This window comes from bacterium (assembly GCA_039961635.1).
Lineage (GTDB): Bacteria > 4484-113 > 4484-113 > JAGGVC01 > JAGGVC01 > JABRWB01.
This window is the reverse complement of the sequence record JABRWB010000023.1, coordinates 1-15,300: the sequence shown is the minus strand read 5'-3', so window position 1 is coordinate 15,300 and position 15,300 is coordinate 1. Positions and strand designations below refer to the sequence as shown.

General features: G+C 57.6%; 15 protein-coding genes. 6 read left to right on the top strand and 9 right to left on the bottom strand.

Annotated features, from left to right (window positions below):
- On the top strand, nucleotides 1-331 hold a 331-nt coding region (locus HRF49_03840; protein ID MEP0813783.1), incomplete at its 5' end, for a hypothetical protein.
- A gap of 95 nt (nucleotides 332-426) precedes the next feature.
- Here HRF49_03840 and HRF49_03835 read toward each other — a convergent pair.
- The 4 genes from HRF49_03835 to HRF49_03820 form a co-directional block, all read right to left on the bottom strand.
- Nucleotides 427-828, bottom strand: a complete 402-nt coding sequence (locus tag HRF49_03835) for a hypothetical protein (protein MEP0813782.1) — start codon at nucleotides 826-828, stop codon at nucleotides 427-429.
- A 57-nt stretch (nucleotides 829-885) separates the two neighbouring features.
- Nucleotides 886-1,065: a hypothetical protein gene (locus tag HRF49_03830; GenBank protein ID MEP0813781.1), complete on the bottom strand. Its 180-nt coding sequence runs from the start codon at nucleotides 1,063-1,065 to the stop codon at nucleotides 886-888.
- 136 nt (nucleotides 1,066-1,201) lie between these two features.
- Nucleotides 1,202-2,413 carry a 23S rRNA (adenine(2503)-C(2))-methyltransferase RlmN gene (locus tag HRF49_03825; protein MEP0813780.1) on the bottom strand — a complete coding sequence of 404 codons (1,212 nt, stop codon included), beginning with the start codon at nucleotides 2,411-2,413 and terminating at the stop codon, nucleotides 1,202-1,204.
- A 9-nt stretch (nucleotides 2,414-2,422) separates the two neighbouring features.
- Entirely contained in the window at nucleotides 2,423-3,955 is a 1,533-nt protein-coding gene (locus HRF49_03820; protein MEP0813779.1) for a hypothetical protein, read from the bottom strand.
- A 198-nt stretch (nucleotides 3,956-4,153) separates the two neighbouring features.
- Here HRF49_03820 and HRF49_03815 point away from each other — a divergent pair, with 198 nt between their 5' ends.
- The 3 genes from HRF49_03815 (at nucleotide 4,154) to HRF49_03805 (ending at nucleotide 7,968) form a co-directional block, all read left to right on the top strand.
- Nucleotides 4,154-5,872 carry a polysaccharide deacetylase family protein gene (locus HRF49_03815; protein MEP0813778.1) on the top strand — a complete coding sequence of 573 codons (1,719 nt, stop codon included), beginning with the start codon at nucleotides 4,154-4,156 and terminating at the stop codon, nucleotides 5,870-5,872.
- Nucleotides 5,872-6,546, top strand: a complete 675-nt coding sequence (locus tag HRF49_03810) for an endonuclease III (GenBank protein MEP0813777.1) — start codon at nucleotides 5,872-5,874, stop codon at nucleotides 6,544-6,546. The genes HRF49_03815 and HRF49_03810 overlap by 1 nt, the downstream gene beginning before the upstream one ends.
- 150 nt (nucleotides 6,547-6,696) lie before the next feature.
- On the top strand, nucleotides 6,697-7,968 hold the full coding sequence (locus HRF49_03805; protein ID MEP0813776.1) for an adenylosuccinate synthase: 1,272 nt from the start codon (nucleotides 6,697-6,699) through the stop codon (nucleotides 7,966-7,968).
- A 515-nt stretch (nucleotides 7,969-8,483) separates the two neighbouring features.
- Here the strand turns inward: HRF49_03805 and HRF49_03800 are convergent.
- Together HRF49_03800 and ruvX are read right to left on the bottom strand one after the other, a co-directional pair.
- Nucleotides 8,484-9,008, bottom strand: coding sequence for a YqeG family HAD IIIA-type phosphatase (locus HRF49_03800; protein ID MEP0813775.1), 525 nt, complete (start codon nucleotides 9,006-9,008; stop codon nucleotides 8,484-8,486).
- Entirely contained in the window at nucleotides 9,005-9,544 is a 540-nt protein-coding gene (gene ruvX, locus HRF49_03795; protein MEP0813774.1) for a Holliday junction resolvase RuvX, read from the bottom strand. The genes HRF49_03800 and ruvX overlap by 4 nt, the downstream gene beginning before the upstream one ends.
- Before the next feature lie 189 nt (nucleotides 9,545-9,733).
- Here ruvX and HRF49_03790 point away from each other — a divergent pair, with 189 nt between their 5' ends.
- Both HRF49_03790 and HRF49_03785 read left to right on the top strand, forming a co-directional pair.
- A complete protein-coding gene (locus tag HRF49_03790) occupies nucleotides 9,734-12,298 on the top strand; it encodes a heavy metal translocating P-type ATPase (protein MEP0813773.1) in 2,565 nt (854 codons plus the stop codon).
- A gap of 94 nt (nucleotides 12,299-12,392) precedes the next feature.
- Nucleotides 12,393-12,677 carry a cyclase gene (locus tag HRF49_03785; GenBank protein MEP0813772.1) on the top strand — a complete coding sequence of 95 codons (285 nt, stop codon included), beginning with the start codon at nucleotides 12,393-12,395 and terminating at the stop codon, nucleotides 12,675-12,677.
- A gap of 275 nt (nucleotides 12,678-12,952) precedes the next feature.
- Here the strand turns inward: HRF49_03785 and HRF49_03780 are convergent, their stop codons facing one another.
- The 3 genes from HRF49_03780 to HRF49_03770 are packed head-to-tail and all read right to left on the bottom strand — an operon-like array spanning nucleotide 12,953 to nucleotide 14,497.
- Entirely contained in the window at nucleotides 12,953-13,399 is a 447-nt protein-coding gene (locus HRF49_03780) for a hypothetical protein (GenBank protein MEP0813771.1), read from the bottom strand.
- Nucleotides 13,396-14,115, bottom strand: coding sequence for an ankyrin repeat domain-containing protein (locus tag HRF49_03775; protein ID MEP0813770.1), 720 nt, complete (start codon nucleotides 14,113-14,115; stop codon nucleotides 13,396-13,398). The genes HRF49_03780 and HRF49_03775 overlap by 4 nt, the downstream gene beginning before the upstream one ends.
- Before the next feature lie 13 nt (nucleotides 14,116-14,128).
- A complete protein-coding gene (locus tag HRF49_03770; GenBank protein ID MEP0813769.1) occupies nucleotides 14,129-14,497 on the bottom strand; it encodes a hypothetical protein in 369 nt (122 codons plus the stop codon).
- Nucleotides 14,498-15,300: the final 803 nt, after the last annotated feature.

Here is a 15,300-nt window from a genome sequence, read left to right as displayed (position 1 = left end):
GGGGGGAGGGATGTTCGCCGCGGGCGAGGCGGCGGGGCTGGTCAGCCCGTCCTCCGGCGACGGGATAAGCTTCGGGCTTTCCTGCGGCCTGGCGCTCGGGAAGGTGTTTTCGCATATGGCCGCGAACGGGCGCATACGCCGCGCCGCGACCGCGGAGGAATACCGCATCTACCGCGACGCGCTCCAGCCGGAAATCCGCGAGCTTCGGTTCAACATCCAGAAAGCGAACATGATGGCGCACCCCAAGCTGCGCCACAGCGCGGCGATGTTCCTGGCCTGGCACAAGGGGCGCAAGGTGGAGAGCCTGGTAAGTAGTGAGATAGTGAGGTAGTGAAGTAGCTAATAGTGGTACCGGTAGTTACGAGTCTATGCCCGGAAACAACGCGGGGTGAAGGTTAACTGAAGCCGTTATGAATTGATTTGGTCTTAGTTATCTTCCTTTCCCAATATCAGTTTAAAGCCGTTTTCGTCCACCCAATATCCGTTCGATGTTGTATGTCCGCATTCGGCGGGGGCAAGTTCGGCGAACGCGCGAATTGCCGCCAGAGATACACCTGGGATGTACCAAATGGAGTCGAAAACGTATTTCATCCGTGCTGCTATTTTATCCAGTTTCAGGTTCCCATGGCCGATTACGATAGATTCTGCAAGGGGAAGATAATAGCGACAATACTGGGGATAGAATTCACGACACTCAGGATCGTTTTTAAATGCGTTTGGGATTTCAGGACTCATGCTCGAGTTGAATAGTAGAAAAATGTTGATTCCATTATCGGTCGCGTCTACCGAAAACGCATAAAACTTAGTCTTTATGCCGGTGGGGGTCATACCCTTCGGAAACACTCCTCCTCGGGCGGTGAATAATCCCTTGTCCCAAAAGTGCCTTCAAAGGATAACTATCCGTGAGTTGACTGAATAACTTTGAAACTCCGGGTCATTTACGATTTGCAGATATGTCCATTTTGGCTTAGGATCAGACTGCCTGTCCTGAGCATCGCCGGGGGCGATAAAAAGATGAATAAAGATCGCAACTGCAATTACCGCAGCCGCCTCAACTACCTTCATTAGACCAGCCTCCTTTGCTCGGCAATCTAGCTTACGTTTCACTGGACGAATTTCATCACTCTCTTTGCAATTTTGTTTTCCGCGGCTGAATTTTTTTTTCGCGGCACGCGGACATATAAAAGAACATGCATTCGTTCTAGCTTTGGTTCGTCCCGACCTTCCCCAGCTGCCCGCAGGCGGCGCCGATGTCACGGCCGCGCGGCTTGCGCAGCGTCACGCGCGCGCCGAGTCTGTCCACGAGCGCGGCGAACGCCTCCATGTCGGCGTCGGACGGGCAGCGCAGCGTCCACGGCCCGGCCGCGGGCGACTGCGAGGCGGGCGAGCCCGCGAGCCGCTTCAGCGTTTTAGCGTTCGGCGAAGTCGGGTTGTACGGAATTAGATTGACTTTCCACGAATCGCGCGTGAACGGCGCGCCGCGCGCGCCGCGGGCGAAAAATCCCTTGAGCCACTTTTCGTCCTCGATCTCGGCGCGCCATCCCCAGCGCGAGAGGTGCGCAAGCGCGCGCGCGTCGTGCGGCGACGTGTTGATTCCGTCCAGCAGAATATATTCGAGCGTGATTTCGGACTTCGACGCCATCTGGTAACTCTCGAGCGCTTCGAATATTTCGGACATGGGCTGCTTGGATGAAACCGGAATCAGCCGGTTGCGCGTCGCTTCGTTGGTCGCGTGGAGAGACAGTGCGAGATTGTACTTCCATCCGCGCTCGGCCATCTCGCGGATGCGCGCCGGGTAGCCGACGGTGCTGACGGTAATCCGCCGCGCGGAGAAATGACGGCCTTTCGGATGCGTGAGAATCGCGAGCGCATTCGATACGGCCTCGACGTTCAGCATCGGCTCGCCCATTCCCATCATAATCACGCTGTGAAGTTCTCCGCCTGCGTATTTTTCCGCCTGCATGAATTGGCTGACTATTTCCTCTGTCGCGAGGTTGCGGCCCAGCCCCATCTGGCCGGTCTGGCAGAACAGGCATCCGACGGGGCAGCCGATCTGGCTGGACATGCAAAGCGCGGGGCCGTAGCGCGTCGGAATTAGCACTGTTTCAATTAAACTGCCCGGCTCCGGCTCGAAAAGGAGCTTTACTGTATTGTCTGCGCTTTTGGCCTCTCGCAACAGCTTAAGATGCACGATTGGCGCTTCGAATTCGAGCCTATTCCTAAGAGGCTTCGGCAGCGTGGAAGCGCCGCTCCAGGAATCTATTTTTTCCGCATGAACCGCGGCGAATGCTTGCTTTGCGCGGTACTTCGGCTCGCCGATTGAATCGAAATAAGCGCGCCAGCTTTCCGGCGTAATTCCGATTGCGGAAATACTCATTCCGGTGCTTTTTTGTTGCGGCGAATCGATAATCATTTCGGGTGCCTATTCGCCGCCGTCGTCCCCCCCAGGGGGAGCTTCGGAAGGCGTTTTCGGAACTTCTTCCGCAAACGGCTGGTCCGGATCGGGATCGGTTTGGGCGGGCTTGGGAAGTTTCGGTTTCCAGTACGCACCCTTTTTGCTTGGATCGGCTTCGACGGGGAACTTCTCGGCCAGCTCCAATGATTCCCGGATGAATCTGGGATGATACTTTTTCAGGATATCGCGCATCGATGGATTGTTGCGTCGCAGCTTGGTTTCGATGAACTTAAGCGAAACGCTTTTTGGATCGGTGGGTTCCACCCCCTCCGGCAGGCGTTCCGCCCAAGCTTTGTTGGTTTTGCAGAATTTGCGGATTTCGCTTTCCACCTTAAACGACGCATCAAGCGTTTTGCGCGCGAGCTCGGCCGGCTCCCCTCCGCCGTGATCTTCGTAATATTTAACCATTTCGCGCCCCACGAGTTCGGTGAGGTAGAAATAGCTTTTGTCCATCGGCATGGTCTTTGCCATCTTTTCGATGATTCTGTACATGTCCGAAAAGACCTTGGGGCCTTTCCTCTCCGCGGCTTCCCGCAGGCCGCCGTCGCTGATGTATCTTTCGATTACGCCGTCCAAATAAAAACCGTAGTTTCCTTCAAAAGCGTAATTCAATTCCGTTATCCTTGCGACCAGGCTTTCGGAGTCGTACCAGTATTGCATTTTGGCCGGTCGGGGCGGCGGTATTATGTAAAAGGAATTGCCGGGCGTATCGAGCGCCCTTTCGAATTCATTCATTATTTCCACGGCGTCTTTGCCGAGCGAAATCAGCACCTGTCCCCGGTAAATCAATAGAAATGGATTGTTCGGATCGTATTTTATCGCCAGGTCGAGCTCATGAAGTATTTCCTTTTCGTTTTTCAACCTTCTAAGAACCGGGTGCTCGCCTTTGAATACTGTGTAGCGGTTGCTTGTTACGCTCCTGTAAAGATAATCGGCGAGAAGAAAATGGAAAACGTAATTTTCGGGCCAAAGCGAAATGGCCTCTTTGAAATTCTTGACTGCCAAAACTTCGTTCCGCGGCTTTAAAAACACCGCGTAACTTGCATAGTTGTTGGCGTTTCCCGGATTCTGCTTGATCGATGTTTCGAATTGCCTGCCAACTCTCCAAATTTCTTTCCGGGCGCGCTCGGCAGGCGTGTCTTTCTCATCGTTCGCCGGGATCGGCACGTCAGGATTTTCGTAAGGCTCGTAGGAAAATAAAAGCGCTGTCTGCTCCGAGCGCATTTCGCTTTTTTGCTCGGGTGTCGCCGCCTCGAATCTGGAAATGAACTCGCTTTCCAAAATGGACAACCGTTTCCAGGCGTTTATGACCAGTCCGTCGCACCGCTGCAGCTTTTCCGGTTGCGGCTGGCCGGAATTAGGAAGCTGTCCGTCCTTTTCGGAATAAGTCGACCGCGGCCGCGGTCCGCCCGGACTGCCTTTCGATAAATACCAGGCGGCGGCCAGCATCGCCGCCAATATGACGACGACTACAATCATGCTTTTTGTGGTTTGATTCACGATGAGTCCTCACAGAACGGCTGTTTGACGGACGCGCGCGCCGGCATGTTCGGCGCAACGCGTCGTGCGGGCGCCGCATGATACCAGACCGGATAACGGCTGGGCTGATGGGGCGGCTCCTCGATGTATAATCCGCCCGTGTCTGCTGGAATTGGTATTTCATTCAAGCTGTTTGCGCGCTTGTTTTCGGTTTGTTTGTTGACAGCGGCCGTTGGGCTGAATTTGGCCGCCGCGCCCGCGCTTTTGTCGCACCGCGATTACCTGCTTCCGAACGATTCCAAGCAGCTCAACCCTGAAGCGCTATCGCGAAAGGATTTCAAATTCGTCGCCATAACGATCGATGACGTGCCGCATCCCGTCTATTGCGAGCAGATACTTGACGTTCTTTTAAAGCACAAGGCGCGGGCTACGTTCTTCGTGAACGGGGGACGCGTGAAAGCATTTCCCGATCAGGCGCGAAAAATGGTTGCCGCCGGGCATGAGATAGGCAATCACAGCTACAGCCATCCCAGGATGACGTCGCTTAGCGCGGCTGGGCTTGCGTCCGAGATATCCGACACCCAGCGGATAGTCAAGGAAACCTGCGGAGTGACGCCGGTATTTTTCCGGCCGCCCTTCGGCGACTTCGACGCGCGCGTCAACAAGGCCATCCGCGACGCGGGCCTGATTTCACTTCTTTGGAGTATAGACACGCTCGACTGGCAGCTGCCCGGCGTCGACAAGATTGTTTCGCGCGCGCTGGGCGGACTGCACAACGGCGCGGTTATTCTCATGCATGGAACCAACGCGCAAACTCCTGCCGCGCTGGATATTATTCTTTCGTCGCTGGAAAAAAACGGATACGTAACGGTCACCGCTTCGGAGTGGTTCAGGCTTGCCGGCGGAATCCCGCCGGAAGAAACCGAGCCGTCGAAGATGCCCGAAGAGCTTCGCAAGCGGCTTTACGATACCGAGGACATTATCGGTCCCGATGGCACGCCGATTCGAATATACATTCCAAAATCCGGCGGCGGCGAGGTTAAGCTTTCGGAATTGAAGCTCGCCGGCGGGGACGGCACGGACGGAGTGTTTTCCAACTTGGCGTACATCGAAAACGAGGATCTTCCGCCGGGGCTGGGAACTCGCAGCAACGTCCCGCCGAATTTTTATTTCCCGCCGCACAACGCGCTGGAGCTGGTCCCATCGGGCAGAGATATAAGGCTGGTGCTTACAGACAGCTCGGGGCAGGAGGTCGATCCCGCGTATTATCCTCGTCCGCCGCTTCTTATGGCCGTGCGCGCTTCGGAGCTTGAGCTGCTCGATCCGAACCGGCTGGCGGCGCTTTACGCAGCCGCGGGATTCGACGCGATAGCGATCGTCAACGACACCGGCGACGATGGCGCTTCGTTTCAGTCGCCTGTGAAAGGCGCGCCGGCGCGCACTGTCGTGAACAAGATGGGCTACCCGATTTTCTGTCTGCAGGCGGATGGCACGCTTTTAAGGAATTACATCGACCTCGTCAGGCAAAAGCGGCGCAGCATATGCATCCTCGTTACGCCTGAAACGCTCGGCGACGATCCGGTTGTGGGCGCGGAACTTGTCCGGTTTTTCCGATTCCGCCAGCTTTCCGGCAGCTTCACTTACGACCCGGCGGTCGACATCCGCTCGCGCTGGGGAATGCCGGCCGATGTGGAGATAGCGCGGTTCACCGGGTACAACCGCATCGTGCTGATGTGCTTCTCGCGCACGGGTGAGGCGCACGAGTTGATCGTTAAGTCCGAAGACGAGCATCTCGAAGCCGTCGCGGTGACCGAAACCGGATTGCAAACTTACACCAGATTGACTCGTGGAACCAAGGTCAGGATAGCCGCGGAGCCGATTTATCTTGTTTACCGATGGGGCGACGCCGCGGTCGAGTCGCACGCGGGGCCGGGATAGTGGCCGCGCCGATACTTTCGCTTTCCAAAACCGCGCGCACGCGCCGTGTCAACGCGGTGCTGGACAAACTTGCGGCTGAATACAGAACGCACGAACTTGCGGAAGTTACGGGCCGCGATCCGTACCGCGTACTTATCGGGGGAATCCTTTCGGCGCGCACGAAGGACACGCAGACCGCGCCCGTATGCCGGAAGCTGTTCAAGATTGCGCCCGACCCGCTCAAACTCGCGGCGGTTCCAGAGCGCAAGTTGAAGGAATTGATCAGGCCGGTTGGCTTTTACAATCAGAAGTCCAAAGCGGTCCGCGAAACCGCCCGGATTCTGCTCGATGCGCACGGCGGAACAGTCCCCTCGACGCGCGACGAACTGATGGCGCTTCCCGGAGTCGGGCGCAAGGTTGCGAACCTTGTGCTTTCGGTCGCGTTCGGCCAAGCCGAAATCTGTGTGGACACCCACGTCCACCGCATATCGAACAGGTTGGGCTGGGTGGAGTCCGACGACGTCCTCGACACCGAAATGCAGCTCCGTGAGCTGCTTCCGGCTTCCCGCCACCGGACGGTGAACTTCACGCTGGTCAGGCACGGCCAGGAGTGCTGCCTGCCGGTTGCGCCGTATTGCTCCGCGTGCCCCGTGGCGGAATTTTGCGCGCGAGTCGGTATCGGGCGAAGCAGATAGCGGAAGGGTTGCCCGCGGAAAATGCGGCCGGACGGTTTCTATTTGAAAAAGTATCGCATAATCGCATCCGTTTGGCAAGTTGACCGCCTTTTGCCGCGATGTTAGGATGCCGCCCCTGTGCGCGGATTCTAGCGCGCCGGGGGTATGTTTATGAGCGTTGTAGTTGTAGTTGGCGCCCAGTGGGGCGATGAGGGAAAAGGCAAGATCACGCATCTGCTCGCTCCCCGGTTCGACGCAGTCGTGCGCTATCAGGGAGGCTCGAACGCAGGTCACACCGTAAAGGCGGGCGGCAAGACCTACAAGTTCCACCTGCTCCCTTCCGGCATACTTTATAAAGACAAAATTTGCATCCTCGGCGCCGGCGTCGTCGTGGATCCGATTACGCTGTCCCAGGAAATCGCGACGCTGGAGGAGATGGGGGAGTTCGCGGGCGCGCTGTTCGTATCGTCGGACGCGCACCTCGTCGCGCCGTACCACAAGACGCTCGACGCGCTGGAGGAGAAGCGCCTGGGCAAGTCCGCAATCGGGACGACCGGCCACGGCATAGGCCCGGCGTATTCCGACAAATACCTTCGCATCGGTCTCAAGGCGGGCGACCTGCTCGATCTCGATCTTTTGCGCGCCAAGGTGAAATACGCCGTCGAAACCAAAAACGCGCTGATGGCCGCGCTTTACAACGCGCCCCCGTTTTCGGCGGACGAGCAGTTCGAGCTTTTGAGAGAAGGGGCGAAGAAAATCGCGCCGTTCGTCGCCAACACGACGCCGATCATCCGCGACCTGCTGGCTTCCGGCAAGGAGCTGCTTCTTGAAGGCGCCCAGGGGACGCTATTGGATATAGACTACGGAACCTATCCTTTCGTCACGTCCAGCCACCCGGTCACCGCGGGCGCGTGCCTGGGCACCGGGATCGCGCCGAACAAAATTTCGCGCGTCATCGCGGTTTCGAAAGCGTACGCGACGCGCGTGGGCAACGGCAGTTTCCCCACCGAGCAGCTCAACAGCGCGGGCGACGCGATGCGCGAGGCCGGACGCGAGTACGGGACAACCACCGGACGCAAGCGCCGTTGCGGCTGGCTTGACCTAGTCCTCCTGAAGTATGCGATCATGATCAACGGGGCGACCGAGCTTGCGCTGACCAAGATAGACGTGCTCAACGAGTTCGACTCGATCAACGTCTGCGTTGGCTACCGCTACAAGGACAGCGAAATAACCGAAGTGGACCTGGACGACTCCATCCTCGCAAAATGCGAGCCGATTTACCGCGAATTCCCCGGTTGGAAATGCGACATCAGGTACGCAAAAACCAAGGGCGACCTGCCGCGGCCGCTTTTGGATTACACCGATTTCATAACGGAGCAAACTGGCATCCCGGTCTCGATTTACTCCGTCGGCCCGGATCACGACCAGACGATAATGGATTAGGGACGAGCGGCGGCTCGCCCATCGAGGATTGAGGAATGTAACTTCCTGGCGCGGCATTTGGGCCGCGGACGAAAGAAATATCCTAACCGAATGGCGGAATCGGCCACAATCGGATTGAATCCGCTTGCCGATGGCCGCGATAGCGACAACGGAACGCCCGGCGGCTTACCACTTGCCTGGAACGGCGAATGACCATAGAAACGTACTTCGTGCGCCCGGATTTGGAAGTGCACCGGCTTGCCGGTGCCCATCTGAAGTGCGGAAATTTATCCCCCCCCTTGTCTCCTGCGATAAATCGCCGGATTGAAAGCGCAAAAGGCAAGTAAGCCGGGCGCCTTGCCGGGCGATTGCGGGCGGGGCGGTCAGCCTCCATTTTTGGTTAGATACAAGGCAAGGATCGTGGGGAGCCCGTTTTTGGATTCGGAGGAGGCAAAGGGAGAGATGAAAGCGAAGTTTCACGGCTTCGAGGCGGGCGAACCGCCGCTGGCTCCTGCTTCACTTCATTAGCGTTTCCTTCAAGGCGAGCCGCCGCCTTCCAGCGCGCGGCGCATTCCGAACGCGCGCTCCATCGCACGGTAAATGTGCGTGCCGATGAAATCGCGCCGCGACATCGGCTCGACAAGGACTGTCAGCCAGCCCAGCCTGTTGGCCGGCCAGATATCGGTCACGCACTGGTCGCCCACGATCGCGATTTGCGAATCGGGCGCGCCGAAAAATTCCCTGCAGCGCACGAACGTCGAAAGGAACGGCTTCTTGCCCGGAACGAGCGCGACGCCGGTCTGCTCCTCCACGGATTTCAGCTTGCGCGCGACGCCGTTAGAGACGAGCGCAAGCGACAGCCCCCGCGATTTGAGCGCGGCGATCCAATCCAGGATTTCGCCGGGGACGCTTTCGAGCTCCCAGCGCGTGATCGTGTTGTCCACGTCCAGCGCCACCGCGCGCACACCGCGCGCTGCGAATAAATCCGGCGGAATTTCAAGCACCGAGCCGAAATGAAGCACGGGCCTGAATCCACCGCGCGGCCTTGCGGTATCGCTCAATATCTCTCCCCCCCCGCATCAATCGGCTTCGATCCTTCCGGCGAGTCATCGTAATCGGACGAAACGCCGCGCATCCGCCGCGCGTCAAGCCAGCCCTGCAAAATCTCGGCCGCGGCCCGCGCGTCGATGTTTTCCCTTCCTTTCATTTCCCTTCGGCCGGATTCGCGGTCGGCGGCTTTCATCCGCCGCGTCGAGTAACGCTCGTCAACGAAATGAACGGGCAGACCGAAATCCGCGGCCAGTAGTTCGCCGATGATTCGAATGTTTGTCGTCCGCTCCGTTTCCTCGCCCGATTTGCCAAGCGGAAGCCCGACGATTATCGCCGCGAAATCGCGCGTACCTTCGATTCGCCCTTCCTTCGCCAGCGATTCGAGCAGCCTGCCAAGTTCCGCCGCGATTTCCTTGAAGTCCGACGCCTCGATTGTTCCCGCGGGCGACGCCAGCACGCCGCCGGAGTCGGATACCGCGACCCCGGTTCGCACGCTGCCGATATCTAGAGCAAGAAAGCGGTAGGACACGCGTGGATTATATTGCATAGAGGTTTCCAGCTCCGCGCGGCGCAAGATGTTCTATTATCTTCGCCCGGCCGCATCGGCTGTTCGGCTTTGCAAATTTCGGCCCACCTAGGAGTCGCACTAATGTATAGAAAATTTCGCTTTCACGATCACGGAGGCGGATCTGCAAGTTCGGAGAGGATCGAAGCCTATATCGACCCCGTCTGCGGGATGACCGTCAAGCCGGACTCGCCGCATTCGCACATTCACGGCGGCGTGGAATACAGGTTCTGCTGCGGTGGATGCAAGACCAAATTCGCGGCCGACCCGGAAAAATTTCTCAAAAGGAAATCGCAAGAAGAAATCGAATCCCGCGCCGCGGTCGCGGCTGAAGCCAAGGATCCGGTCTGCGGAATGACGGTCAAGCCCGAAACCAAACACCGATACGAATACGGGGGAAAAGAATACCTGTTTTGCTGCGCCGGGTGCGTCGCCAAGTTTTCGGCCGATCCCGAAAAGTACCTCTCGCCCCGGCCGCAGCCCTCGCCGCAGCAAGCCGCGGCAGGCGCGGGCGTCGAGCACACATGCCCGATGCATCCCGAAGTGACGAAAGTCGGCCCCGGCTCCTGCCCCAAATGCGGAATGGCGCTCGAACCCGCCGTATTCTCCGCGCCGGCCGAGCGAACCGAGTGGATTTGCCCGATGCATCCGGAAATAGTGAAGGACTCGCCGGGGAGCTGCCCGATTTGCGGAATGGCGCTGGAGCCGCGCACGGTGTCGGCCGGGGAGGAAGCGAATCCGGAGCTTGTGGACATGACGCGGCGGCTCTGGATATCCGCGATTCTGTCAATTCCAGTGCTGGTCATTTCGATGGGAATGCACATTCCCGGCCGGCCGTTGGACAACCTGTTTTCGCACGAGGCGATGGGATGGATGGAATTCCTGCTCGCCACGCCGGTCGTTCTCTGGGGCGGCTGGCCGTTCTTCGTACGCGGCTGGCAGTCGCTCGTATTCCGCAGCCTGAACATGTTCACGCTTATCGGGCTGGGCGTGGGTGTCGCCTATTTTTACAGTGTAATCGCGCGGTTCGCTCCGGGCATCTTTCCGGATTCGTTCCGTCAGGACGGAGCGGTGGCGGTTTATTTCGAAGCCGCCGCCGTAATCGTAACGCTCGTTTTGCTCGGCCAGGTGATGGAGCTGAAAGCACGCAGCCAGACAAGCTCCGCGATAAAAGCGCTTTTGGGGCTGGCGCCCAAGACCGCGCGCAAGATCGCCGCTGACGGCGCGGAGTACGACATTCCGTTATCCGAAGTCGCGCCGGGCGACCGGCTGCGTGTCAGGCCGGGCGAAAAGGTGCCGGTGGACGGTTTAGTTGTGGAAGGCGCAAGCAGCGTGGACGAGTCCATGGTGACGGGCGAGCCGATTCCGGTCGAAAAGCGTCCGGGGGACAGGCTTATCGGCTCGACCGTCAACGGAACGGGATCGCTCGTCATGATCGCCGAGAAGGTGGGAAGCGACACGCTTCTGGCGCGTATCGTTCAGATGGTTGCCGAGGCCCAGCGCAGCCGCGCGCCGATTCAGAAGCTTGCGGATGTAGTATCCGGATATTTCGTCCCGATAGTCGTCGCGGTTTCGATCGTGACCTTCATCGTGTGGGCGCTCGCAGGCCCGGATCCGAAAATGGCGCATGCGATCGTGAATGCGGTCGCGGTGCTGATAATCGCGTGCCCGTGCGCGCTCGGACTCGCGACGCCGATGTCGATCATGGTCGCCACCGGCAAAGGCGCGACGATGGGCGTGCTGTTCCGCAGCGCCGAGACGATAGAAACGATGCGCAAGGTGGACACCCTTGTCGTGGACAAGACGGGCACGCTGACCGAAGGAAAACCGAAACTCGCATCGGTGATTCCCGCGGCGGGCTTCGACGAAGTCGCGCTGCTTAAATTCGCCGCGGGAATCGAGCGCGGCAGCGAGCATCCGCTTGCGGAAGCGATTGTGTCTGGCGCGCTCGCGCGCGGCGCGACGCCCGGCGCGTCCGCGGAATTCGAATCCGTTACCGGCAAGGGCGTGAAAGGGATTGTGGACGGCCGCGCGGTCGCGCTCGGCAACGCGGCGATGATGGACGCGGCCGGCATCGATATCACTGCGCTGGCCGCGCAATCCGAAAACCTGCGCGCGGACGCCCAGACCGTGATGTTCGTCGCAGTGGATGGAAAGGCGGCCGGGCTTATCGGCGTGGCCGATCCCATTAAATCATCCACCCCGCATGCGATCGAGCGTCTTCACTCGGAAGGGATAAAAATCGTGATGCTCACGGGGGACGCGGCGGCTACCGCGCGCTCTGTTGCGGGAAAGCTGGGAATAGACGAAATCGTCGCGGAAGTTCTTCCCGACCAAAAGGCCGACGTCGTGCGGCGGCTGCAAAGCGAAGGCCGGTTCGTCGCTATGGCCGGGGACGGGGTGAACGACGCGCCGGCGCTGGCCGCGGCGCATGTGGGCATTGCGATGGGCACGGGCACCGACGTTGCGATGGAAAGCGCCGGCGTGACGCTTGTAAAAGGCGACCTGCGCGGCATCGTCCGGGCGCGGCGGCTGTCCGCGGCGACGATGCGCAACATCAGGCAGAATCTTTTCTTCGCGTTTATCTACAACTCGCTGGGCGTTCCCGTCGCGGCCGGCATCCTGTACCCGTTCTTCGGCATCCTGCTTTCGCCAGTCATAGCCGCGGCGGCGATGAGCTTCAGCTCCGTATCCGTCATAGCAAACGCGCTGAAGTTGCGAAGTATCAGGTTTTAACTTTCCGCTGATCATCCTGCTTGTTTTTTTCGATATCCCCGTCCGCGGCGTGGTACCAATCACCGTTTCAAATCCAACTTCACGGAGGAATGCGATGCCGTACGTATGGGCTAGGCACAGGGTCAAGGATTACAAGGAGTGGCGGAAGCTGTTCGACAGCTTCCATGCGGTACGCAAGGCCGGAGGTGAAACCAGCTATCAAATCTTCCACAACGAAAACGATCCCAACGACATTCACATGATCTTCGAGTTTGACAGCTTCGAAAACGCACATAAATTTGCTGAATCGCAGGAGCTCAAGGACGCGATGGTAAGCGGCGGCGTGCTGGAGGAGCCCAGCATCTCGTTCGTCGAGAAGTACGACAGCGGCACGACGTAGGCCGCCAACCCGCGGCCATTTCCGCGGCCCCGGCGGCGGCCGCCAATTAGCCCGCCGCATCCGCCGCCGCATCCGCCGCCATATCCGCCGCCAAAATTTGCGCGGGTTCGGGCCGCCGTACCTATGCCGTACCTATGCCAAATTGCGCGACGCGGGGAAAATGGGGTATAGCGCGCACGCGCCGCAATCCGAATTTGGACTGCCAGTGTAGCGGGACTTTGTTAAGGCCGCGGAATACCATCACGCCCCACGATCCACGTCTTGCCCCGCGTCCCTTAGTACATCATCGCCACCCCAACGGGTGTCGCTTCGCTTGCCCGCCGGCGGCCCCGTCTCTTGCCGCTTATTTCCAGCGCGCCGCGGTCGCTTGGAATCGCAATCGTATTCTCGGAATAGGTCGGGTTGCGGTGGCTGATATAGCCCGGCTCTCCAGAGCGGGGAACCTCGGAAACCGTCGTTTTGGCCATGACCGTGGGCACCGCGCCGTTGACGAGCACGAGGCGTCCCTTGGCGGCTATCGCTTCGGTGTCTCCGGCTGCGGACGTGGAGGGATTGTACGTCCTGCGAGATGGGGATATCTCGTCGGATACGTTGATGAACTGCGTGGCGCTGTTGGTCTGGACCTGCTGCGATTCCACGGGCCTCAAGGCATGCGGATGGTTCGTCCATGTGGGAGCGGTGTTGCTGTTCGTTGCGTCTATGTTCCCGGCCTGGATAATCATCTCGCACCTTTCAACTTCAAGAATTCAATTATCCGGTCCGCGTCTTTTTCAAGATTATCTTCATTATGAGTGGCTTTCTTCCTTAAAGCTAGTTTTAAGGGTGTTTCTCCCCTATCATTTACTTCATTAATATTAACATTGGCTTCGCATAGTATTTTAACGGCATCATAATATAGCGCATCAACAGCGTCATGCAGCGGCGTATCTCCATTTTTATCTCTAAAATTAGGATTTGATGAAAGCCCCAAAAGAAGAATTAATACCCGATTGCGAGCATCAACATCCTTCCTCTCGACAGAGTCAATAAACTTGTATCCCTTAACAACACAATGAAGCGCAATACTTCCATCACGACTATTACCTAAATTGGGATCCGCGCCCTCGGAAAGCAAAATATTGACTACCTTCTCGTGCCCATTTAATGAAGCTAAATGAAGCGCTGACAAATGTTTCTCAAGGGCATTTATGTCGGCATCGTGAATTAGTAATATTCTGGTAACATTTGCATTGCCTCTGCCTGCTGCCAATCTTAATGCAGACAATCCGTTCCAACTATCTGGTTTGTAAACTAGCAACGAAGGAACAACATCCAAAAGAGTATCAGTCGCGCCAGCATTATCCGTTTCTATCGCCCTAACAAAAAGAATGGGAATAATGTAAAGGCGCAGCATTAAAAAAAGCATTAGCAACAACATTAAAACGATAATATATCTCAATTTCACATCGCACCTATTGTTTCAATAAATATTCCCAAATAATACTTTCAATTATATCTTCGCACAATTCAGTTGACAACTCCGCCTTCGCGCACTCCGTGAGTGCAACGCCGAAATTATAAACTAGGTCATCCATTACTTGACCCATGCAAAAACGCATGCAAAAAGCGCGGGCGCCGCCCTTTGCAATGCAGCCCACGAAGCAAGGGGCATAATCCTCAATTAGATCCTCAAGAGCTTCCTTAAGTGTAACGCCTATTGCATTGCAAAGGCATATCTCTAAATCTGATCCGCCACCATTGCAAAGCCTATCAATTAATTGGTCGATTAAGCATTCTAGCAAGTCTTCTACATCATCATCAATACAATCATCCATGGCCATTTGGATTATGCTAACAAGAAAGGCACATGGATCTGAAGAAGGCGGCCTAGGGGGCTCTGGAGGGTGAGGACCATCCGGCGGCTTTGGCGGCCCAACAGGCGGATCGGAAGGCGGCGCAGGGCTTTCAGGAGGTTTAGGCCTGGACGGCGGCTTAGGGGATTTAGGTGGCCTAGGAATTGGAATAGGGGTTCCCGGAGATGGCCATTGGAATCCGGGTGGCGGCGTGACCCAAGGTGTGGCTGGCATCCACCATCCGGGGCAATCAATAACAAGATTTTTGCCGCCCGAGCTTCCAGGTGCAGGAACATAGCGGCAGCATTCGTTGTTATAAACGAAATATCCCCACGGACAAGAAACGGGCGGGTCCGAAAACGCGGGCGGACCAGGCGGATTAGGCCCATTCCACGGTGGCAGCAACCAAATGGGAACCTTGCCCCAAGGAAATTCTCGTTCTCCAATGCCGGGGGGAACGACTGGCGGTGAATCGAGTGGCGAGCCGCTGTTATATCTTCCACAACACCCATTATTCACACTATTCCCCCATCCCCCCACCGGCGTCATCGTCGGCGCCGGCCTAAGCGTTCCTGCTGAAAATCCTCCCTGCGCGTAATATGCCCCATCCCCTCGTCCTCCCGGATTTAAATCCCTCCCCACAACGAACGACTTTACCCTCGTTCCCTCGTACATCACGTTCAGCCCCGCAATCTCGAACGTCCCGCCTTCCGACGGCTGCATTATGCTGTTCTCGTTCACGGTGTAGTTGCGGTAATAGAACAGCTCGCTTGCGGGATTTATGTCGTAGC

Bases quoted from the DNA above. Each gene is read 5' to 3' on its own strand.
- HRF49_03785 (MEP0813772.1), top strand. From the start codon at position 12,393: ATGCCGTACGTATGGGCTAGGCACAGGGTCAAGGATTACAAGGAGTGG.
- HRF49_03805 (MEP0813776.1), top strand. From the start codon at position 6,697: ATGAGCGTTGTAGTTGTAGTTGGCGCCCAGTGGGGCGATGAGGGAAAA.
- HRF49_03790 (MEP0813773.1), top strand. From the start codon at position 9,734: ATGACCGTCAAGCCGGACTCGCCGCATTCGCACATTCACGGCGGCGTG.
- HRF49_03825 (MEP0813780.1), bottom strand. From the start codon at position 2,413: ATGATTATCGATTCGCCGCAACAAAAAAGCACCGGAATGAGTATTTCC.
- HRF49_03830 (MEP0813781.1), bottom strand. From the start codon at position 1,065: ATGAAGGTAGTTGAGGCGGCTGCGGTAATTGCAGTTGCGATCTTTATT.
- ruvX (MEP0813774.1), bottom strand. From the start codon at position 9,544: ATGCAATATAATCCACGCGTGTCCTACCGCTTTCTTGCTCTAGATATC.
- HRF49_03770 (MEP0813769.1), bottom strand. From the start codon at position 14,497: ATGGCCATGGATGATTGTATTGATGATGATGTAGAAGACTTGCTAGAA.
- HRF49_03780 (MEP0813771.1), bottom strand. From the start codon at position 13,399: ATGATTATCCAGGCCGGGAACATAGACGCAACGAACAGCAACACCGCT.
- HRF49_03835 (MEP0813782.1), bottom strand. From the start codon at position 828: ATGACCCCCACCGGCATAAAGACTAAGTTTTATGCGTTTTCGGTAGAC.